The sequence below is a fragment of the Paenibacillus sp. NPDC055715 genome, assembly GCF_053617595.1.
This window is the reverse complement of sequence record NZ_JBSHGA010000001.1, coordinates 290,069-315,376: the sequence shown is the minus strand read 5'-3', so window position 1 is coordinate 315,376 and position 25,308 is coordinate 290,069. Positions and strand designations below refer to the sequence as shown.

Annotated in this window: 2 protein-coding genes; both read left to right on the top strand. The window is 49.8% G+C overall.

Annotation, left to right across the window (positions count from 1 at the left end):
* The first annotated feature begins 23 nt into the window (after nt 1-23).
* Nucleotides 24-23,516, top strand: coding sequence for an SDR family NAD(P)-dependent oxidoreductase (locus ACWGOO_RS01465; RefSeq protein WP_452480873.1), 23,493 nt, complete (start codon nt 24-26; stop codon nt 23,514-23,516).
* A 13-nt stretch (nt 23,517-23,529) separates the two neighbouring features.
* A complete protein-coding gene (locus ACWGOO_RS01460; RefSeq protein WP_452480871.1) occupies nt 23,530-24,870 on the top strand; it encodes a cytochrome P450 in 1,341 nt (446 codons plus the stop codon).
* Nucleotides 24,871-25,308 lie beyond the last annotated feature (438 nt).

The following is a 25,308-nucleotide window of genomic DNA, read 5'->3' as shown; positions in this document are numbered from 1 at the left end:
ATGAACTTAGGAGGGAAGACGGAGTGGCAAACGAGAACGGACAAAAAAGGAGCACAACCAGCTATGCCAGATCGAAAAACAAGGGACAAGTCGCTGTCGTTGGTATGGCCTGCCGATTTCCCGGTGCCGACAATCATGGCGAGTATTGGGACAATCTGAGCCAGGGCGTTGATTCAATTCAGGAAATTCCGTCAAGCCGCTGGGATTCGCACAAGTTTTATTCACCCGATATCGATGAACCTAACAAAAGCATAAGCAAGTGGTGCGGACTGGTCGATGATATCGACCAGTTTGACCACCGTTTTTTTGATATATCTCCAAGGGAAGCAAACAACATGGACCCACAGCAGCGGCTTGTGCTGGAAGAAACATTGCATTGTATAGAAGACTCCGGGATTCCTATGAGCGTGTTGAAACGAAAAAGAACTTCCGTCTTTATCGGTGTCATGGCTATCGATTATTTGCTGGAAGCCGTGAGCACGGCTACAACCATTGAGAATTATGCCGGAACCGGTAATTACGAATGCATTCTCGCCAATCGGATATCCCATTATTTTGGTTTTAACGGAAGCAGCTTTACACTTGATGCCGCTTGCGCATCCTCGCTTGTTGCTTTGCACGAAGCCAAGAAATCGCTGCTCAGCGGCGAGTGTGATTTTGCCATCGTAGGCGGTGTCAATCTGAATATCCATCCCTGGAAGTATATCACCTGGTCCAAATCACGCATGCTCAGTCCTGACGGGCGGTGCAAAACGTTTGATAAAGACGCCAACGGCTATGTGCCTGGAGATGGAGTTGGCGTCATTTTGCTCCAACGAAAGCAGGACGCCATTCGCATGCGCAGTCACGTTTACGGGCTGATTCGAGGTTCGGCCGTCAATCATGTCGGCAGCGCCTTGTCGATGACCGTTCCTAGCGTGGAAGCCCAAATGGACGTAATAGATACGGCGTACAAGGATGCTGATCTAAATCCGGATACCGTAACTTATGTGGAGGCACACGGGACAGGCACCTCACTTGGCGATCCGATTGAGATAGAGGCGCTAAAGCAAGTGTTTGGCCGATCAACTCAAGATCGTCAATTCTGCACGATCGGGTCGGTAAAGACCAATATCGGGCATTTGGAGGCGGCTGCCGGAATCGCAGGCTTGATCAAAGTTCTGTTAATGATGAAGCATCGGAAGATTCCCAAAACTCTGCATGTTCGTGAGACCAACCCCATGATTCAACTAGAGGATTCCGCATTTCGAATCGCAACCGAGCACCTTCCATGGCTGCCTAAGCAAGAGGGAATTCCGCTGCGTGCGGGTATTAGTTCGTTTGGAATCGGAGGCGTGAATTCGCATTGTTTAGTGGAGTCGTATTCCCAGGCGGAAGATTTGAACCAGCTTGACCCGCCAGGGCCGTCAGAGGAGGGGCGCTTTTTTGTTCTTTCCGCCAAATCGGAAAACAGCCTCAAAGCACTGCTCGGCAAGTGGAAGCAAGCTGCGGCGCATGTCATAACCAACGATCAGCAGTTGTCAAATGTCAGTAAAGCGCTGGCTCATACAAGAGCAAGCTATCCGTATCGGGCAGGTGGCATTGTTGCATCCCGCGAGGAATTGCTTCGCCGCCTGGAGGAGGATGCCTATTCAATCCGTAAGCCGAGCAGCAATCCGATTCACGTGGCTATCGGGGGAATGCGGTGGGAAGGCTTCACGGATATGGAAAAATTGTACCGTAGTCTGCCTTTGTTCAAAAAGAAAACGGATAATGTCATCGCTTCCTTGAGCGGGGACCCCTATTTGAAAAAGTTGAAACGGGGCTTTTTTGAACAGAATTGGGACCCTGCATTGGTGGACTCCTTTTCCTTCATTGCCGCGTACGGCTTTGTGGAAGCATTACTGGAGATAGGTTTGAATCCGGAGGTGTTCTATGGTGAAAGCCACGGATTCCTGATTTGCTTGGCTCTAAGCGGCGTGATTCAAGTCAAGGAAGCGTTGATGATATTGCTCTACCCTGATCAAATGCAAGACATCACGCTGCGCAGACCTTCCCAGGTCATGTTTGATCCGGTGCGCGATGCGGAAATTTTACCGATACAATTTTCTGAAGAGTATTTGCGCCAGTTGACTGCAAACATCAACGTCCATGTAGAGGCTAGCAGGCTAATCATTCGTAAAGCACGCCTGCTGATCCATTCGCAGTTTACCTTCAAAAAGTATATGCAGGAATGGACGAACCCTCTGCAAGCCAGATGCTTGGAGCTGGATTTCCTGCTTGCGGACGAATCGTTATTTACGGAGAGAGAGCTTGATGGCAAAGGTAGCCTGTTGTTGATTATGGTGACCAGCTCGCTGAAGAGGCTTCATGAAAAGTGGAATCTGACGGAGCAGGAACATCTCTCAGATCCACGGATTGATGAGTTGGTCAATTTGATTGTGGACGGTGTGCTGGATAAAGAAAGGGTTGCAGGACTTCTATTGGATGCTTCACCGGATTATGAGGGCAGCGTTCTGGCGATGAATGCCCACCAGGTCCAGGGGAAGACCATCGAAGCGTATCCACTGCTGCAGAAAATGAACGATATACTTCCTGAGTCATTTTCCTGGCTAATGACGGCGCTTGAGTGCCCGATCAGGCTCCAGCCCAAGGCGATGAAGCTGATTGTGCTGGGTGATACGGCAATCGTGGAGGGCGACGCCATCGCAAAACCCCATGTTTCAACACTGGGTGAGCTTTTTCAGCACACGGTCTTTTCAATGTGGCAGGAAGGAGCTGATGTACGATGGGAGCATCTGTATCCTGTTGATTCCTACGTTAAGGAAAGCTTGCCTGGTTATGTGTTTGAACACAAGCGCTTTTGGTTCAAAGTAGACGAAAGTCCTGCCATTCAAGCTAAACCAGCCGCGCAAGAATCGTCTGAGAGGAAGCTGACCGTAAGGGAGGCCATTATTCAGGATCATATCATCGGGTCGCAGCATATTGTTCCGGGAGCCTGTATGCTTGTACATGGTCTTGAAGCCGTCAATGCTGCTTCCGTGCCATCGGTTCACAAGCTGCTGAATGTGAGGGTACATAAGCCGGGCATCGTCTCGGATGCCATCAGGCTCAAGAGCACGGTCAATCCCGGGAATCGAACATGGCAGATTTCATCCGGTCAACAAATACTTTGCACGGGCCAGTACGAAGAGACTGCTGACCATGCTGCTTATGGAGGCTTTCCCTCTGTAGATATGCGATCGGAGATCATGAGTAAAGCCGTACTTTATGGTGATATTTTTGCTCCGGCCGGATATCGTTATGGAACAAGTCTGCAGGTGATAGAGGGTGTATATGATCACGACGATTGCTTCGCTATTGCGATTAAGCAGCCTGAAGGTGAGGCTGGCTGCAACAGCCATGTATTGGACGGTGTGTTTCAGGCTGTACTCGCAGCGGCTTATGCGAAGGGAATCGTCTTGTGGAAAAATGACATGGATGTGCCTTACAAAGTCGGGGCTATGATGTTATCTGCACCATTTTCCGATATTTCCTATGTAGTCATTAATAAAAACGGCCTTATCCGCAATCCAGACGGCAGGCTTCAGCTCAACCTTGAAGTGTATAGCTCATCCGGTGCCGGGGTGATGTCGATGGAAGATGTGCAGTTCGTGAGCGTGAATCAAGAGGTGTTTGGCGGACCGCGGGAACCGGAGCAGGCCAAACTAAGCACGCCGAAATGGATCGAAAAAGGTTTGCAGCCAGTAAACCAACGCTTCGATGAACGCTTCCAAGGCAGAACGGCCGTTATATTTACCAATCAATCCGCAGCGGTTATGCTGCGCAAGGCTTTCCCTGAACCATTTGACCAGATGATTACCGTCAAGATGGGCCAATGTTTTTCTGTAGAGGGAGAGCATTGGGAAATAAATGGAGGGAACCTGGAGGACTACAGTGCACTGTGGAGAGAACTGGAAAATGGCAAGGAGAGGGAGCTGCATCTGTTCTATTTGCGGTTAACCGACGAACCTATTCCCGTGCCATACGATGGTATAGAGGCCGAGCCATTTCCAAAAAGCTATGAACCGTTGCTTCAGGAAATATTTTATTTTTTGAAATCCGTCTCATTGGAAAGTCACCGGTTTAAAGCAAGCACAAGCATTGTTATCTCGGGTTATGACTCTTTTGCGGTGCTGCCCGCTGATTCGGGGGACGGCGTGCTGAACGGCTTGATCACCGGTTTGGCCAAGGCAGTCATGCGAGAAAATCCGCGGCTGGAGATCACCTTTGCAGATTTCCGGAAACCACAAGAGGATATGATTGAAACGCTTGTCCATGAGAGTCTATGGAATGCAGGCGATCATCTGCTGGCATACCGTGATGGCCAAAGGTTTGTGCAGCAGTATCATGACCTCCACCTGTCGCCGCAGCCCCATTTCTCAAGGTTAAAGCAAGATGGGGTTTACTTGGTTATCGGGGGATTTGGGGGCATCGGCACACAGGTGATCGAACAAATGAACGCTGAAGCGGCGTGTCAGGTCATTATTGTCGGAAGATCGCCTTTGGACGATCAAAAAAGATCCCAATTGAGTGCTTATCAAGCCAAGGGATACAGAGTCAGCTATTACCGTAACGATATTACCCAGGCACAAGAGGTTAAGTCTTTGGTCGCATCGGTAAAGGAAATCTATGGCCACATCCATGGCATCCTTCACCTTGGCGGTGTATTAAAGGATGAATTGCTTTTCACCAAATCATGGGAATCCTTCCGGTCGACGATTAGGCCCAAATGGGATGGTACACTGCTGCTGAATCACTATACCCGGAGCGAGCCACTGGACTGGTTCATCATGTTTTCTTCCGTGGTGTCGGTATTCGGCAATAGAGGCCAGACGGATTATGCAGCCTCGAACAGCTTCTTGGATCAATTTGCTTTTTACCGCAGCACACACGGATACCCCGGGGAGACGATCAGCATCAACTGGCCATTATGGGCGGAATCCGGCATGGGACTTGATCCAAAAGCCTACGATAATTTTGTGTCCCGGAAGTTGTTTCCTATAAGTAATGAGGCGGGAAAACGTATATTCAGCAACTTGTTGTCGTGTGTCTCCATCCCAAACCAAATTCTTGTCATGCCTGAGAAAGATGGGAGTATGAGCCAAACTATGTCTAACACCGAAATTCATCGTACTGGCGATGAGGATTGTAGGTTTAACCCATTGGAATCTTTTATTACCGGTCTAATTTCTTCCCATCTGGGTATGCCGCCCGAGGAGCTGGAATGGGATGAATCGTTCTTTACGCTTGGACTGGATTCCGTTGTTCTGATGGAGGTGATGGCCAAGTTAAATGAGAGGTTCGACCATTTGCCGCCCACACTGTTATATGATTATCCAACGATGTACAAGGTGCTGGACTATTTCCGTGAACGTATAGGAAAAGGGGAAATGGTATTTGGTCCTGCGGATATCAGTCCATCGCCAGTGAATCAGCCTTTAGTACAAGCAGAGTCTGTTCAGGAATCACGAACCGCGTTGGAGAGGACGCAGGCGCATAATAAATTGGAGAGAGGGGACCGGAGTCAAAGCCATCGTCAAGGTAACGGCTATGATATCGCCATCATAGGCATGAATGGCCGGTTTCCTCAGTCGCCGGATTTGCAGGCATATTGGGAGAATTTAATTCATGGACGCGACTGTATACAGGAAATTCCACCGGAGAGATGGGATAACCGTCAATATTATAACGAGAATCCGCGACATAAGAATACCACGTACGGAAGATGGGGCGGTTTCATCGAGGACGTGGATAAATTCGATCCGCTATTCTTCAAAATTTCTCCCAAAGAAGCGGAAGAGATGGACCCGCAGCAGCGTCTACTGCTGGAATCGGTCTGGAAAACGATGGAGGATGCAGGATATGGAAGCAAGGAGGCCTATGCCCAGCAGATCATCGGTCATTACACAGGGGTGATGTGGAACGAGTATTCGCATATTGCTGCCGAGGAGGGTTTCTTGCACCATGAATATGCCGGGCCGGGTTCGATTTACTGGGCGATTGCGAACAGAGTCTCCTATTTGATGGATTTCAAAGGGCCCAGCATGGCAATTGATACGGCTTGTTCCTCTTCATTGTCGGCAATTCATTTGGCCTGTCAGGGTATTTTGCATGGGGATTGCGATATGGCGGTTGCAGGGGGCATTAATTTATCAATTCATCCTGCGAAATATATCTACCTTGCCCAAGCCGGCTTCCTCTCCGTAGACGGAAAATGCCGAAGTTTTGGCGATGCTGCCACCGGGTATGTGCCGGGAGAAGGCGTGGGGACCGTTCTGCTTAAGCCATTGCAGCAGGCGGTGCAAGACCGCGACCATATTTATGGAATCATTCGCGGCTCGTCGATCAATCATGGCGGCCAAGCGCCAGGATTTACGATTCCCAGCTCGGAGGCGCATGCCGATCTGATTGGCAAGGCGCTTCGGAGGGCAGAACTTTCTCCCGAGGATATTAGTTATGTGGAATGCCAGGGAACGGGGACGGCGCTGGGAGATCCGATCGAGATTAACGGGTTAAGTCAGGCATTCAGACAATACACGGACAAGCAGCAGTTTTGTCCGATAGGATCGGTCAAGTCGAATATCGGCCATTTGGAAGCTGCAGGCGGTTCCGCAGCGCTAATCAAGGTGCTTCTCGCCATGAAGCATAAGCAAATTCCGAGAAGCTTGCACAGCGATTTGCCAAACCCGAAAATTAATTTCAAGGAAAGCCCGTTTTTTGTTGCCAAAGAAACCTTGGATTGGCATCCCTCTGACGGCAAAACAAGAATTGCGGGAATCAGCTCATTTGGCGCGGGAGGGGCTAATGCCCATCTAATCGTTGAAGAGTATTCGGAAAGCAGTTGTCTGGCGGAAGAGTTTGAAGAGAATGCTCCACAGCTCTTTATGTTGTCAGCCAAAAGCAAAGACCGACTGGAGCAGTATCTGATTGATATGTACTCTTATCTGAGCGGTACGGGGCGCAGCCACGCTCTGAAGGATATCGCCTTCACACTGCAAACAGGAAGAAAGATGCTCGAGGAACGGATTGCAGTCATTGCTTGTCATACCGAGGAGCTTATTGAGAAGCTTGGAGCCATTGTTCGGGGGGACACCCAAGGAATCCACGTTTTCCGAGGAAGAGCAAGCGGGCGACAGGAGCCTGTGCAGAATCCGGAGTCTTTTGTTAAGGACGCATCATCGGAGATGGCGCGTTTGGAGCGTCTGGCTGTACTTTGGATACAGGGAATGAAGTTTGATTGGCATCAACTGATGCGACAGCATGGCTGCCGAAGGGTTCCATTGCCGACATATCCTTTTGAACGTAAGAGATACTGGCTGGACCACAAAGGGGAAAGACGGATGAAAACCGGGACGGAAGTAGCTATGCCTGATCCAATTGTACAGAACAGTTCAGAGCTTGATAGCCCATTGCACAGCATCCCTGTACAGAACGGTTCATTGGAAAACAATCCAGGTCAGCTCGAGCAGTTTGAAGGCTGGCTGATTGGCGAAGTGTCCGAATTAATCAAAATTTCGGCCGGGGATATTGATGTCGAGGATGACATCAGCGAGTACGGCTTTGATTCCATGAGCTATACGGATCTAACCGAGAGAATCAATCAAACGTATCAACTGAGTTTGACGCCTACCGTATTTTTCGAGCATCCGTCTATTCACAGCTTCGCTTGTTATGTATGCCGTGAATACGGAGACAAGTTGGACTTTAACGACGAGGCTCCGGTAACGACCGATCGAGGCGAAGGGATTGCCATAACATCTGTTCCCGCTACTGACAGCGTAAGTCAGGCGAATCTTCAGCTTTATCGGGTTAAAGGCCCGGATAATTCTACTTCTGATGGTATAGCTGGAAGGGACGAAGACGCAGTCGCCATCATTGGCATGAGCTGCAGGTTCCCCGAGTCCGAGAATTTGCAGGAATATTGGGATAACCTTCTGGCAGGCAAAGACATGATCAGCCAAATACCAGAGGATCGTTGGGACTGGAGGAAGCTGTACGGCGATCCGGTTAAGGAAACAGGGAAAACGAATATCAAATGGGGCGGATTTATAAAAGACGTGCATCATTTTGATGCTGCCTTTTTTGGCATTTCTCCTCGTGAGGCAGAATTGATGGACCCGCAGCAGCGACTGTTTATGGAGACGGTATGGGAGACGATAGAAGACTCGGGATACAAACCGTCAGAGTTATGGGGAAGCAAAACAGGGGTATTTGTAGGAGCAACAACTTCGGATTATATTGAGCTGCTCAAGGAAAACAGGGTTCCTGTCGAGGCGCATACCTCCACGGGGCTGTTCCACTCCATTCTTGCGAACCGTATTTCTTACTACTTCAACTTCCATGGACCAAGCGAACCGGTGGATACTGCCTGTTCTGCATCGCTTGTCGCCGTTTCGCGCGCGGTTGAATCTCTGAAAAATGGGAGATGTGACCTGGCTATAGCAGGTGGTGTCAATGTACTATTAAGCCCTACCTTATACATTTCCTTTAACAAGGCGGGTATGCTTAGCCCAGAAGGAAGATGCAGAACGTTTGACGACCAGGCTAATGGTTACGTCCGTGGCGAAGGGAGCGGAGCAGTTTTGCTGAAACCGCTTCGCAAGGCGTTACAGGACAAAGACCGTATCTATGGCGTGATCCGCGGATACAGCGTGAATCATGGAGGGCGTTCGAATTCGCTGACTGCCCCCAATCCGAATGCCCAGACTGATCTAATCGTTTCTGCATATCGGATGGCCGATATACACCCGGGACGAGTCAGATATATCGAGACGCATGGAACGGGAACAAGCCTGGGCGATCCGATTGAGATCAATAGTCTGAAAAAAGCGTTTCAAGAATTAAATGATCTTGCGGGTATCAAAAGCGTGGAAGAAGCGCATTGTGTGCTGGGAGCGGTCAAAACAAACATCGGGCATCTTGAAGCGGCTGCCGGCATGGCGGGACTTCTGAAGGTGCTAATGTGTCTGAAGCATCAAAAAATCCCGTCCAACCTGCATTTTAACCGAGTGAATCCATACATTCACCTGGAAAACAGTCCGTTTCGCCTGGCAACCGAGACCAGCGAGTGGGTTGCATCTCAGGATGAGACAGGCACCGTCCATCCCCGGGTTGCCGGAGTCAGCTCTTTTGGCGTAGGCGGAGTTAACGCCCACGTTGTCATCGAGGAATATCCCGTGTCTGAAAAGGGAGCATCCGCACCTGCACAACCTGCGTATTTGTTCGCTTTTACTGCCCAGACCGAAATTTCGCTGAGGAAGTACATTGCAAAATTTATGCGATGGCTGTCATCCGATGACGGAAAACAAGCGGCATTGGGAGATATCGCTCATACGCTACTTGTCCGAAAAACTCATTTTGATATCCGCCAAGCCGTAATCGCCGGGAGCAAGCAAGAGCTGCAGCAAAGACTGCAATCTTTGCTGGACAGAGGTGTATCTGAGGGCGTCTTTTCAAATCAGGTGGATAAAAGGCAGAAGGACATGAAAGCGTTCTATAAACAATTCGGCAATCAGATGCTTGGAGAACTGCGAGAAGGTACGAATGAGTCCGAGGCTCAGTACGTCGAAAAGCTGAAGGAACTAGCCGAGTTATTTGTGAAGGGCTGTGAGCTCGAATGGAGTGAGTTGTACAATAAAGCGCATTATTGTTCCGTGATGCTGCCGACCTATGCCTTTGACCGCAAACCACATTGGTTTAAAGGAACAAGCGGCGACCAGGCGGCAGACGCAGCCTCTGTCAAACAGCAAGATGTGCTTCATCCTCTGATCGACAGCAATGTGTCGACACTAGAACAGCAACGTTTTAGCAAGCTAATATATCCCGAGGCATTTTATTTGCGGGATCATATGGTAGGTCAGGATCACGTCTTGCCAGCTGTGGTCTATTTGGAGATGTCAAGAGCAGCCGGAGCGTTGTCTCTTCCCGCAAAACAGGTGCAAAAAATAAAAAATATCGTGTGGATGAAACCGGTCGTCGCAGGCGGCGAAGTCAAAAAGATCAATGTTCTTTTATCAATGGCCCAGCAAGGCGTGAATTACCAGGTTGTATCGGTATCCGATGATCCATTGCAGGAGAACGTCATTCATTCGCAGGGCACGCTAATGTTAACAGAGGCAACAGACGTCCCGTCCGGCCTGGCAGCCTGGGATATTGAAGCCATCAGGCAGCGCTGTAACAGCTATAAACACGGAGAAGCCTGTTATCAGGAGTTTCAGGAATATGGCCTTAATTACGGACCTAGCTTTCAAACGATCGAAATGATGCACTATAATTCCCGGGAAGCATTGTCTGCCCTGAGACTTCCGGCAGCGCTGCAAGGCGTTTTTGCCGGCTATGTCCTGTTCCCTTCCCATATGGATGGCGCTTTGCAAAGTGTATTGGCGCTAGTTGGCGGAAACGGGAGCAAGCAAGCGTATCTTCCGTTCTCGATGGGGGAAGTGGAGCTGCTCGCTCCTATGACGGAGACAGGATACGCGTATGCACGAGTAGCAGAGGGCGGAAATTTAAGAGCTTTTGATATTGATATTACGGATGAATGGGGCCAGCCTCTCGTCAAAATAAAGGATTTTACGATAGCTGGAACAGGGGGGAGTCTGACTGAGCCCAAGTCGACGGATATCTTATACTGGCATCATGAATGGCGAGAATCGGCAGCATATGCAGGCGAAAATCAAAGCGTTTTCGAAGATATTGTCATTTTCAGTAACGATGAAGGCTTGGAAGAGAAGCTTGAATCGCGGACAACAAGTCACGACGGCCGTGTAATTAGGGTGCGGCAGGGGGAGAAATGCAGGCGCGTTCACGACCGCATCTATGAGGTTTTGCCTGGTTCGGAAGAAAGCTACAGCGATTTGTTGAGCCTATGGCGCCGTGACGGCATTAAGCCGAGCCATATTGTACATTTATGGTCAACGGAGGACTATGATTCCCGTGTCACAGCCGTTCGGGAGCAAATGGTGCATAGCTACGATTCCCTGTTCTATATAAGTAAAGCGTGGATGAACGAAAAGCTGGCTGCGAATACCAAGCTTCTGTACTTTTATCCTTTGGAATCTAACATGATTCATCCAGTATACGGAGCAGTAGCGGCCTTTCTGAAGACGTTGAAGCAAGAAAGCCGGCATCTCACAGGTAAAAGCATCGGTCTGGATTCATTCCAAATCGGTTTTTTGCTGGAGCATGTGTACAATGAGCTGAATGTAAACGACTCCGCCGAGGAAGACGAGCTGCTCCTTCAGGGCAACAGCCGTTTTGCCCGCATGTTAACTCCTTGCAGGAGCCATGACTTTGATGCCGATGGAATCGAACCTAAACAAGGTGGCGTGTATCTCATTACTGGCGGCACCGGGGGGCTCGGCATGGTATTCGCCCGTTACTTGCTGCAGCGGTATCAGGCGCGAGTTGTACTCGCCGGCCGTTCAGAATTAAATGAAGATCAAATTCGTGAACTGCAGTCACTCGACGGGGACCTTATGTTTGTCCCTTGCGATGTGTCGAATCAGGAGAACGTTACAGGGCTCCTTGCAAACATCCATCATGCATTTGGAACGATTAACGGAGTAATTCACAGTGCCGGTTCGCTCAGGGATGGCTATATTCCAGGCAAGCAGCGCGAGGACATGGAAGAGGTGTTCTCCGCTAAAATTTATGGATTGTCCTTGCTGGATACGGCGACGCAGACGGAGAATCTGGACTTTTTTGTTTTATTTTCTTCCATCGTGGCGCTTACCGGCAATGCGGGGCAGTGCGATTATGCTTATGCCAACAGTTATATGGATCATTTTGCTTCATACAGGGAGCGGCTGCGTAAGGAAGGGCTACGTCGCGGTAAAACCTTGTCGATCAACTGGCCATTATGGAAGGGTGGGGGAATGAAGGTGGATCAGAAAGCTCAGGAAAAATTGGAACAAAGGCTTGGCATGAAGGCGATTGACAGCGCAACAGGCATAGAGGCTTTTTCCGCTGCGCTGAAGTATGGCGGGCATCAGATTCTTGTAGATGAGCATGGAAGGGATATTCATTTATTCTTGAATCGGCGCAGTGAAATTCAGCCTGCGGCGCAGATTGGTTCGATTCGTGAAGGGCACGGGAGCGAAGCAGCACGCAAGAAGCTGGAAGGCTGGCTCACCCTTGAAATTGCGGATGTGCTAAGAATTAGTCAGTCCGAAATCAACATGGAGGATGACATGCGGGATTATGGATTCGATTCCGTTCTGTTGACGGAATTGGCGAACCGGATCAATGCGAAGTATGATTTGGACATTTTGCCGCCCATCTTTTTTGAGCATTCAAGCATCAGCTCCTTCTCCCGGTATTTGATCCGGGAATTTGCCGGGCATATTGCGGCGAGCTACCAGCAGCAGCCGCCTCTAAAGGCGGAAGTGCCTTCACTTGCTGCTGCACAGCATGCTGTGCAAACGCCTTCCGTGGAGCTGCGGGAAGCAAAAGAAGCACCTGTAACGCATATTCGGCAGGAACAGTTATCGGGCAGTCAGCAAGCCAGTGAGGTGAAGCCGTCCTCTGGCGATGTGACGAACAGGCAAGAAACTGGACAGAGACATGAGGAATCCACGCATTATGATAAATCTGGACAACAAGAGCCCATTGCGGTGATAGGCTTAAGCGCAAAATTCCCCGAATCCGAAGATATCGGAGAGTTTTGGGATAATTTAGAAAATGGCCGTGAATTGATTCGGGAAATACCGGCAGATCGCTGGGACTTTAGCAAAATTTATGGAGATCCGCTGCTGGAACCCGGCAAAACCAATATCAAGTGGGGCGGATTCATGAAAGAAGTGGACAAGTTTGACGCTTCCTTCTTTGGCATTTCCCCGCGAGAAGCGGAAATGATGGACCCGCAAGCCAGAATATTTTTGGAGATCGTCTGGAATACGATCGAAGATGCAGGCTACAAAACATCCGATTTGTGGGGAAGTAAAACAGGGTTGTTTGTAGGAGTCTCTACATCGGATTACGGAGAGGTAATCCGGGATGAAGGCGTGGCTATAGATGCTCATACATCAACTGGCTTATCCCATTCCATGCTTGCCAACCGTATTTCGTATTTGTTTAATCTTCGTGGTCCAAGCGAGCCTGTTGATACCGCATGCTCCAGCTCATTGGTAGCTGTTCACAGGGCGATGGAGGCGATTCGCAATGGCTCATGCGAACAGGCCATCGTTGGCGGGGTCAATGTGCTGCTAAGCCCTTCCTTGTATATTTCTTTTAACAAGGCGGGTATGCTCAGCCCGGACGGAAGCTGTAAGACGTTTGATGAAAGAGCGGACGGCTATGTTCGGGGAGAGGGCTGCGGTGCCCTGCTGCTTAAGCCTTTGAGCAAGGCGATAGCCGACAAGAATCGCATATACGGGGTTATCAAGGGAAGTTCGATAAATCATCAGGGCCGCTCCAATTCATTGACAGCTCCCAATCCGAATTCGCAGGCCGAGCTGCTGGTGGACGCATACACGATTGCAAACATGCTGCCTTCGCGAGTTGGATATATCGAAGCTCATGGAACAGGAACAAGCCTTGGGGATCCGGTAGAAATCAACGGATTGAAAAAAGCATTTGAGGAGCTTTACAGCGCAGGCGACATGCCTGTTGATCAGCGGCCAAGCTGTGCCATTGGATCCGTGAAGACCAATATTGGACATCTGGAGGCTGCGGCCGGCATAGCAGGCATGATTAAGGTGCTGCTAATGATGGAGCATAAAAAGATCCCCGGAAATGCCAACTTCAAGAAGCTGAATCCGTTCATTAAGCTGGAGGGCTCGCCTTTTTATATTGCCAGTGAGCTGCAAGCATGGAAGCCGATGCAAGATCAGAATGGCGCGGAACTGCCGCGGGTGGCAGGAGTAAGCTCCTTCGGCTTCGGAGGCGTTAATGCGCATGTTGTGATTGAGGAATACATGACACCGGAGTCTTTGTCTTCAGTCAGCAGCGGCCCGCAGCTTATCGTTCTGTCAGCCAAAACAGAAGAGAGCCTGAGAGCCAGAGCCGAACAATTGCTGAAGTTTGCAACTGCTTTGGATACGCACACTACACAAGAAATGCTGGCACAGATTGCGTATACCTTGCAGGTGGGGCGTGAGTCAATGGAAGCGAGACTCGCTTTTGCAGCAGACAGCCTGCAGGACATGATGACCAAGCTGCGGGAATACCTGTCAGGTGAGTCAGGTGAAGATAACGTCGAAGGGCTGTGGAACAGTTATTCCTCTCAGGAACGGCAAGGTGCCTCGTTGTTGGTTGAGGGGCCGGAAGGTCAACAATTTGTGGATATGCTTATTCGGAATGTTAAGCTAGAGAAGCTTGGTCAATTATGGACCTTAGGTATCCAGGTGGATTGGCGTTTGCTTTATGAGGGAAGGAATGCCCCGCGGCTTGTTTCGTTGCCGGGATATCCTTTTGAGAGAACTAGGTACTGGCTGGATTCGCGAGGTAGCTCTGAACCTGCTGGGCACAGGGAGATCGAGAGCAATACCAAAGCTTTGGAAGCGAATGCTCAGGAAACAGAACAAGCAGATATCGCAGGAGTGCGCCCTAATGTGGAAATTGGAAGCCGTCGTGAAAACGACAAAGTCAATCAGCTCCATCTCCAGCAGCCCGACATCCCGAAGCTTAAGCTCAAACAGAGGGGAATGGAGAACCGTTTACCTCTTTCCGAAGTGGAATCCCCACTTACAAAAGCGCATCCAAGCAGGCAGCGTTCTCAAGCGCCAATCAAGCTGGACATGCCGCCTGTAGATAACACGGGTTCGATAGATCTAGCTGCAGCAGCGTCTCCGTCACAAGGAGCGGTTTATCAGCCTGCAACCTCTCGGGAGCAAGATACCTTGAAGCCTGCGGAAACATCAGCTCAAAGAGGAACAATCCATTTACCTGACAAAAAAGAAGTTCAATTGAAGCTGAGAGCTATGCTTGCCGACACACTACATGTGGAAGAGGATACGATTCAGGATAAGCAAACCTTCACGGATATGGGGCTTGACTCGATTCTTGTGATAGAGCTCGTCAAGAAAATAAACAGGGCGTTTCGCACGGATATCAAAGCGGTCAAAATTTATGATTACGCCAGCGTCCATTCGCTCAGCGAATATTTGGCCACGATTATTCCGCCTGAGGAACACATGGTTCAGGAGGAGATTGAAGAAAAAAAGCTTATTTCCTGCCCTGACTCCGAAGTGAGGTCATCTTCTTCGGACCGGGTCGGGAATCCCGTGAGCGAAGGCTGGAGCAGCGACGTAGCGATCATAGGCATGTCGGGGAGGTTTCCGGGGGCAGCGGACCTGACGAAATTTTGGGAGAACTTGAAAACAGGTGTTTCTTCGATAACAGAAATTCCGGCAGACCGCTGGAGCATGAATGATTTTTATGATGCCGATCCGAGTCAGCAGGATAAAACTCATTCCAAATGGGGAGGTTTCCTGGAAGATATTGATCAATTTGATCCGTTATTTTTCAATATTTCCCCAAGCGAAGCGGAGGTCATGGACCCGCAGCAACGCTTATTCTTGGAACAGGCTTGGTGCGCGCTAGAAGAGGCAGGTTATTCGGCGGAAGCATTAGATTGCGTAAAATGCGGCGTATATGTCGGTGCGATGAACCATGATTATCAAGACATATTGGAAAACGCTGGAATATCATCCCGGCATGCACAGGCCATGACGGGCAATGCCCACTCCATATTGGCCTCCCGGATTGCCTACTTGCTGAATCTGAAAGGTCCGGCAATCCAACTCGATACTGCCTGTTCCTCCGCTCTGGTTGCCATTCATATGGCTTGCCAAAGCCTCATTAACGGAGAAGCGGAAATGATGCTTGCAGGCGGAGTGACGCTTTATATTACGGAAAACCCATATATCCAAATGAGCAATGCGGGAATGCTGTCTGCCGAAGGCAAATGCAAAGCTTTTGACCAAGAGGCGGATGGTTTTGTTCCAGGCGAAGGCGTAGGCGTGGTTGTGCTCAAGCTGCTGGAACACGCCATCAGAGACAACGACCATATATATGGGGTTATCAAAGGTTCAGGGATCAATCAGGACGGCAAAACGAACGGCATTACGGCGCCAAGCATCGAGTCACAAAAATCGCTGGAGCTTGGCATTTATCAAAAATACGGGATTCACCCGGAGAGCATCAGTTACATTGAAGCGCATGGTACAGGTACCAAGCTAGGAGATCCGATCGAAGTGCAGGCGTTAACGGACGCCTTCCGTGTTTATACGGATAAAGATCAGTTCTGCGGCATCGGTTCAGTCAAAACAAACATTGGGCATACCTCGGCAGCGGCTGGCGTAGCAAGTCTGATCAAGGTGCTCTTGTCCTTTAAACATCGGCAGATACCGCCTTCCTTGCATTTTGCGAAGGAGAATGAGCTTATCGGGTTTGGTCTCACTCCTTTTTATGTGAACACCAGGCTTACTCCATGGACGAGCGATACACTGCGCCGCGCAGCCATAAGCTCATTCGGATTCGGCGGGACGAACGCACATCTGGTGGTGGAAGAGTACGCCCCTATCCAAGATCATCGGCAAGACAGATTGCGATTCTCTTCACATCTGGTTCCTTTGTCGGCACGAAGCAGCGAACAACTTCGGGCGGTGGCGGAACAGCTTGTTGCTTACCTGAATCAAAATGAAGAGCTTTCTCTGGACGATGTGGCATATACATTACAGTTGGGACGAACCGCGTTCGAAAAACGTCTGGCCATCGTGGCTTCATCCGTCAAGCAGCTTAGAGACAGATTAATCTCATTCTGTGAAGGTACTGCTGGAGACCATGAACCTGGCTTATTCCGTGAATCTGCCGATGGGCACGGCCAAGCCTTTGCACAAGAAAACAGCGAATATACGGAAAGATTACTGCAAGCGCGAAACTATGAGGAAATCGCGGCCTTGTGGGTACGTGGGGAAACGATCGATTGGGCGCCGCTGTATCATCAGCGTCCTCCCGGCTTATTCAAGCGTCTGTCCCTGCCGACGTATCCCTTCCACAGACAACGCTGCTGGGTCAGAAGCGGAAAGGCAAACGGGGCAGGTTCATTAAAGCCATGGAGCCTGGACACGACTCCTGCGCTCAACATTGCTGAGCACGGGCTTGTGTATGCTATCAGGATTCATGAACAGGCTGCCCTCTTTCAGCATCATCGGATTGCTGGCCTCCCGCTCTTTCCGGGAATGGGTCTCATGAGCCTTGTGATGGAGATATGCTCGAAAGCTGCGGGCGCAGATATGCAATTGCAGCGGATGGTATGGCAGCAGCCGTTGTGGGTAAATCAGAACAACGCAGACTTGAGGGTTCTTGTTCGTTTACAAGAGGAAGGTCTGGATTTCAGCATTCAGCGTCTGGACGAGCACGGAGAACAATATATTGTTCATGCTCAAGGCGAATGTGCTGTCGTTAAGTCGCAGGCGGGATCATCCGCAGACCCAGAGCGCATGTCCATCGGAGAGATTCAGCGGCGCTGCAGCGGTTATCTTGGTCAAGACGAAATATACGATCATAGTGAGATGCTGGGCATCCATTACGGGCCATATTTTCGCGGCGTGCAGGAAGCATGGGCGGGGACTGGTGAGGCTCTCGGACGCATAGACTTATCCATCACAGATGAAGCGTCATACTCGAACAGGCTTCATCCCGCTGTACTCGATAATGCGCTGCAATGTATAGCTGCACTTGTCTGGTCTGAACAAAAGCGTATCAGACGTATTCCGTACGCGGTGGGAAAAGCGGAGGTATCAGGGCCGATGCCGTGCAAAGGATATGCCTATGTGACACGCAAGGACGCCGATCAGGAACGGTTCCACATCACTGTCATGAATGAAGACGGGCATGTTGCCGCACGCCTGCATGATGTTACTCTCCGGCCGATGGAAGACCCTGAGGGGCCGCTGGTATACGTACCTTTTTGGGATCAGCGCCCGATCGAGGAGTCACAGTTAACGCCGGCTGTTGCAAAAACCTGCAAGGACAGGGTGCTTGTTATTCATTCTCAGCAATCTGCAAATCTGAAAGAGGCGCTTCTGAAGGCGCATGCGGAGTCAGGAGATCATGTCGTCTGCATCGAATTGGGAACGGAGAGCGAGAAGCTTTCCGATACGGATTGGAACGTTGATATCCGTAAAACGACGGAGCTTTTCCATTGTATCCAGCAGTTCGAGATGATTGATCAAATTTATTTCCTGGCTCGTTTTGCTGTTGCGCCTGAAGAAAACACGACGGTCCAACATCGGCTGCGTTTCCTGGAGGATAGCGAGGAGACAGGCGTGCTGTCGCTGTTCCGGCTTGTACAAGCGCTGCAACAGCGCGGCTTTGGCGATCAATCGTTGAAGCTAAGCGTCGTTACATGCAACGCCTGTGAAGTCGTTCCCGGAGAAGCCATTCAGCCCGCCGGAGCAAGCTTGCATGGTTTTGCCAGATCTCTTGCGAAGGAGTTCCGTCATTGGAAGGTCAATTGTCTGGATGTTTCTGAACATGACCTTCAGCATAACTCTTCCTCTACCCTCGTTCGTCAGATTGCAATGGAGACTTCAGGATGCGATAAGGATGTTGCGATTCGGAATGGAAAGCGATATGAACGCCGTTTGGAACAGGTCATCAGCCCTGCTGTTTCATTGCCGGCCAGCCGCTTCAAGCATCGCGGCGTGTACCTGATTGCAGGGGGAACCGGCGGAATCGGGATGGAATTATGCGAATATCTCGCCAGGACGGCAAAGGCACGATTGGTGCTGATTGGACGAAGGATGCTTGATGACAAGCGCAAGCAGAGAATTTCCCGGGTGGAAGCTCTTGGAGCGGAAGTGCTTTATCTCCAGGCGGATATTTGCGATTACAACAGTATGCGGCATGCGGTTGAGCAGGCCACGGCGCGATTCGGCGAAATTAACGGCGCGATTCATTCTGCGATGATTCTTCAAGATAAAACCGTTGCCAATATGGATGAGAGCATGCTTAGAGACGTTCTTGGACCAAAAGTGAAGGGGAGCGTCGTATTGCATGAAGTGCTGCGACAGGAGCCTTTGGACTTTATGTTGTATTTCTCATCGGCGGAATCGTTGCTGTGCCAGGCAGGCCAGAGCAATTACGCTGCGGCATCGACATTTATGGACGCCTATGCCGGCTATGTCCGTCAGCATGTTCCTTACCCGGTCAGCGTCATTAACTGGGGATATTGGGGAAGCGTAGGCATCGTAGCCGAGGAAGAGTACAGAGAGCGAATGGTCAAAATGGGCGTTCATTCCATCGAGCCTCATGAAGGAATGCAGGCCGTAGAACAGGTGTTGGCTTTGGATCATTCACTGAACCAGTTCTTCGTTGTAAAAGGGGAGAGACGGGATCTTAGGGCCATGCTTCCGATCGATTCGACGCATCAAATAGAGATTTTCAGGGAGGCGCTGCCCGAGGGGCTTCTACAAGCGCCCTTGGAAGTCCCGCATGTTGACCGGCAGGAGCTTGCACGTAATTTGGAGGCTTTCCGTCAGTTGGAGCGATGGGTGCAGTATGCCGTTCTGGATATTTTCCGCAGCATGGGTGTATTTCAGAGCGGAACAGAGCGCTACACGTATGATGTCCTCCTGAAGCGGACGGGAGTCTCCGACCAGCATCTCGGATTGTTTGAAGTGCTGATCCATGCGCTGGACGAAGCAGGATTTATTGAAGTGGAGACTATGGATCACACGACGATGCTTAAAGCTGCTCTCGTATTGGACACGGAAGAACTGAGACTGGAGCTTCAATCTCTCGAGGCAAGCAAAGACCGGCTGGTTAACGATTTTCCTTCGATCATGCCGCATGTGAACCTGGTGTGGGCCTGCAAGACTCATTATCCTGCATTGCTTACGGGACGGAAAAATGTCATGGAAGTTATGTTTCCGGGCGGCTCCATGTCTCTGGTTGAGGGTGTATATCACGGATTTCCGATAGGGGATTACTTCAACTTGTTAACTGCACAGAGTGTCAGGCATTATGTGCAGCAGCGGCTTGAACGCAGCCCCGATGACAAGATATGCATCCTTGAGCTTGGGGCCGGTACTGGCGGGACGAGCGGGCCTGTTCTCGAGGCTGTAAAAGATTTCAAAGAGCATATCCGGTATGTATACACGGACATTTCTTCCGGATTTATCCGATACGGTGAAAAGGTGTACGGAAGCGATTATCCATTTGTCCACTTTCAGACGCTCGATATTGAGCAGCCCGTTGAGGAGCAGGGATTTGCGCCGGCGAGTATCGACATGGTCATCAGTGCCAACGTCATCCATGCAACCAAAGATATTGCTGCCACGCTAAATCAACTGAAACGCCTTTTAAAAACAAATGGCGTGTTTCTTGCAAACGAAGCTGCGCGGGTGATGAATTTTGCCAACTTCACTTTTGGATTAACGGAAGGCTGGTGGCGGTTTGATGATGGACACAAGAGACTGCCATCTTCCCCTTTGTTGAGCGCTTCGTTATGGAGGAAAGCTATGCAGCAGAGCGGAATGCGCAGCGTGCAGACGCTTGGTTCTCCGGATACAGATCCTGAGTCCACCCAATGCCTGATCATTGGGGAAAGCAATGGAGTCACTCGGGCGAGGACTGCCGTAATCGAGCCCGGCCGGGTCCATCAGCCGCTGGCATTCCGGCCGAAGAATGCTTTTGTTGCAGCCGGCAAAGAAGAGGAGACGAAGGCGGAGGTGGAGGGAGCATCCGCTTCTCAAGAGGAGCTGCGGGAACGAACGGTGGACTATGTCAAACAGGTCTTTGCGGAGATTCTGAACATCGATCCATCGCAAATGACGGAACAGGAAACGTTTGAACGATACGGCGTGGATTCGCTGATCAGCCTGCAGATCGTGAAACGATTCGAAGATGATTTGGGCAACCTGTCATCGACGCTGCTGTTTGAATATATGACCGCGGGCAAGCTGACGGATTATTTTACTGCGGAAAAATCAAGTCAGTTGAACACACTGTTTAACCTGGTCGCTCCTTCGAATGACAGAACATTGCACCATGCGTTGTCCATAGACCCTGTAAAAGCGGATGCAGAAACCGCTTGTGCGGAAGACATTGCGATTATCGGAATGAGCGGACGCTATCCGGGAGCGGAGCAACTGGACGAGTTCTGGGACAATCTGATAAACGGGAAAAACTGCATTGGTCAAGTTCCGGATGACCGCTGGGACTGGAAAGCGCAAACTGCGGAAGGACAGAGCAGATGGGGCGGCTTTATTGATGATGTCGATACATTCGATCCATTATTCTTCCACATGACGCCGGAAGACTCGGAAAATATGGACCCTCAGGCCCGGTTATTCATGGAGACGGCCTGGAGCGCTTTCGAGGATGCGAGTTATACGAGCGATAAGTTCGAAAGAATGGACAACGAGGTTGGTGTGTTTGTCGGCGTTATGAACGCTGACTATGAATTTATGAGCGGTGAAGCATATGGCGAAGGGCGTATGACCTTGGCCCATGCCTCCCATTGGTCGATTGCGAATCGGATTTCATACCGCTTTAATCTGTTCGGTCCAAGTCTGACGGTTGATACGGCATGTTCTTCTTCTCTTACGGTCATACATCTGGCTTGTGAAAGCTTGAAGCGGGGAGAGTGCAAGATGGCCGTTGCCGGCGGCGTGAATTTGATTTTGCACCCGATGCATTACCACAGATTGGCATCCATGAACATGATAACCAAAGGGGATGCCTGCAAGAGCTTTGGCGACGAAGCAGATGGATTTGTCGACGGCGAAGGCGCAGGCGCGGTGATCCTGAAGCCACTTCGCCAGGCTATAGCGGATCAGGATCATATCCATGCCGTTATTAAAGGCTCGGCCGTGAATGCAGGCGGCAAAACAAGCGGATTCACGGTCCCAAATCCAACTGCGCAGGCCAAGGTAGTCGCCAAGGTCATGGAGAAGTCGGGAATACATCCTCGCACGATCAGTTATGTGGAGGCTCATGGGACGGGAACTTCCCTCGGTGATCCGATCGAGATAGCAGGATTGACCAAGGCGTATCGGGCATATACCCAAGATACGGGTTATTGTTCGGTAGGCTCGGTCAAATCCAATATCGGACATTTGGAATCGGCCGCGGGCATTGCCGGATTAACCAAAGTTATTTTGCAAATGAAGCATAAACAAATCGTTCCTTCCCTGCATTCCGACGTCTTAAATCCGAAGATCGCGTTTGAAGATACGCCATTTTATGTACAGCATCAATTGAAAGAATGGACTCAGCCCGTCGTTTCGGAGAATGGCAAGGAGACCCGTTATCCAAGGAGGGCGGGGATCAGTTCTTTTGGCGCCGGCGGTGCAAATGCTCATGTGCTCATTGAGGAATATGACGCTCCTATAGTAATGCCAGCAGGTACGGAAACGGAAACGATAGGGCGAAGCGAGGATCTATTCATCCTATCCGCCATGGATAAGGACAGACTCAAGGAATATGCAGGGAAATTGGCCTTATATCTGAAGAAGCATATGGACTCGGACAGCTCGCTGTCGATGGCCAACCTTGCATACACATTGCAGACAGGGCGGGAAAACATGGCTGAGCGTCTGGCGGTTATTGCAAAGAATGCGGATGAACTTTTGCATAAGATCAATATGTTTATCCAGGGAAACCTGACGATAGACCGGGTGTTCACGGGGAACATCAGAAAAGCCGGCAGGGATCAGGCACCGTTGTCAACTCGGAATGGAGACAACAGAGAAGCCGTCGTCCATGCATTACAGGCCGGAAATCTGGATATGTTGGCGCAGCTATGGGTTGCGGGAGAAGCAGTGGACTGGGAACTGCTGCACAAAGAAAAGCCGAGAACGGTTATTCCGGCACCGACGTACCCCTATGCCAAAAACAGGTACTGGATGAAGACGGTTCAACGGAAGGAAGCAAAAAGTACGACCGAAGCAAACTCGGCGATGGCAGAGGTTCGGGATGACAACATCGACGCCATCGCCGATATCGAGAGCAGAATCACTCTGATATTGGCTGACATTTTACGAAAAAGTCCGGATCAGATGCTAACAGACCAACAGTTGGAGCTGGATCACTTCGACAGTATGAAACTGATTATGAAGGCAACGCACGAGTTCGGACAAGAAGTAGATCCGCTCGTCATTTTGAACCACAAAACGATCCATGAACTTACCGTATATCTGGGATCATTGAAGACCGCTTGTGCTGGTGAACAAGTTCATTTGTCCGGTGGGGATGGGCTGCAGTTGGATCAAGCAGGCGGTAACTCTCCCAAAGGCGAGGTTCTTGAGAAAATCTTAGGCATCGTATCAGAAATTATGGGAACAGAGCCGGTCGTTATTGATCCGGATGCGGATATTAGCGATTACGGATTAAATTCGATCAATATCATGTTTTTGCATCACAAGCTGCAAGAGTTGTTTGGCCAAAACATAGATCCGCTTATGATCATGAATAACAGAACGCTGCGAGATTTGGCCGATTTTTTAGTCGATCAAAATATGATTTCTGAAGTCTATTTCACCCATTGAACGGAGGGAAAGCATGGTAAGTGCTAAAACGATACCCGGTCCACGGGGGGATTTGTTTTTTGGGAATATCAAACAATTTGGCGAAAACCCGCTTGGATATTTGCAGTCTGTTGTCCATGAATACGGGGATGTTGCCCGAATGCGGTTCGGAAGAAAAAATATGTATTTGACCAATCAGCCGGAATATATTCGGGAGATTCTTGTGGAGAAGGCCGACAATTTTCATAAAGGAAAGGCGTTGCAGTTATCCAGATCCGTGTTGGGCGACGGACTGCTGACAAGCGAAGGCCAGCTGCACCTGCAGCATCGGCGCACCATGCAGCCTGCATTCCGCAAAGACAGCGTGGATGAACATGCCGGCACCATGGTTCGGCACACGCATCGTTTAATAGCCAATTGGTCAAACGGAGAAACACGCATGATCTCGAGCGATATGATGGGGCTAGCACTAGGCATCATTTCCGAAACGATGTTTGGTTATGAGAGGGTGGAGGATACGGAAAAGATCGGCAAATCTATTGAGCAGTTGCTGGAGTACATTACGTATCGTATGACCTCTTTCGTACCGGCATTCATTCCAACGCGCAGAAAAAAAATATTCCATGAAGCCAAGGGCGTGCTCGATGAAATCGTATATCGGATCATTGACACCCGGCGCGCACAACATGGGGATGACCGGCGCGGGGATTTGCTTTCCATTCTGATGAAGGCGAACCATGATACAAGCGGTAAGGGAGTAACGGACGAACAATTGCGTAATCAAGTCATGAATATATTTGTATCAGGCCAGGGAACAACGGCGAGCACCTTAGGATGGACTTGGTATTTGCTGGCGACCCATCCCGAGGTCGAAGCGAAGTTTCATGAAGAACTGGACAGGGTGCTGCAAGGGCGAGATCCGGAATTGTCCGACATATCGTCTTTGACATATTTGCGGCAAATTATTATGGAGTCGATGCGCAAATTCCCTGCTGCTTGGACCATTGGGTATGATGCCGTAAATAAGGTGCAAATCGGAAAGTGGGAGTTCGAGCCTGGCGATGGATTTCTTATGAGTCAGTATCTGATGCATCGGAATCCCAAATATTTTGATCGGGTAGAGGAGTTTATTCCGGAGCGCTGGACAGAGGAATTTATTCAGCAACTCCCGCAATTTGCTTATTTTCCTTTCGGAGGCGGAGCGCGTTCCTGCATAGGAAATCATATGGGAATGATGGAAGTGACCCTGGTGCTTGCCACCATCGGTCAACATTACCGTCTGGAAATGCTGGATAATGAGCCTTTGATTCCTATGCCTTTAATTACCCTTCGACCTAAAAACGGTGTTCAGATGAGGGTCGTATCGCGAGCATAAGAGATGCCCAAAAAAGCCGGCTTTGGTGGTCATACCCCTGTCAAGCAGACAAATAAAAAAAGCTAAACTGCCAACGCGCATCGATGCTCAATCGGTGCGCGTTGTTCTAGTTTGGCTAGTTTCTTGAGTGTTTTCTCGCAGGGGATAATGCCACTTTTGGATTTAACCAAAGCCGGCTTGTTTTAACATTATTTGTTCTTTAGTCTGTACTTCTGTTTGCTCTAAATGTTATCTCTACAACGAAAATAACCAATAACCTCTACAAGCGTAGAAAGCATTGGGGAATAAAGCTTGATATGTGAATACTTATATGCTAAAATCATCGACGAGTTAATATTTTATAAAATAAAAAACATATTACAGCTTTACAATTTGATTGTATCACAATATTATCTCGTTGTCAATTACTGTCTCACATAAATTTATCGTCCGCATGAG

Bases quoted from the DNA above. Each gene is read 5' to 3' on its own strand.
- ACWGOO_RS01460 (WP_452480871.1), top strand. From the start codon at position 23,530: ATGGTAAGTGCTAAAACGATACCCGGTCCACGGGGGGATTTGTTTTTT.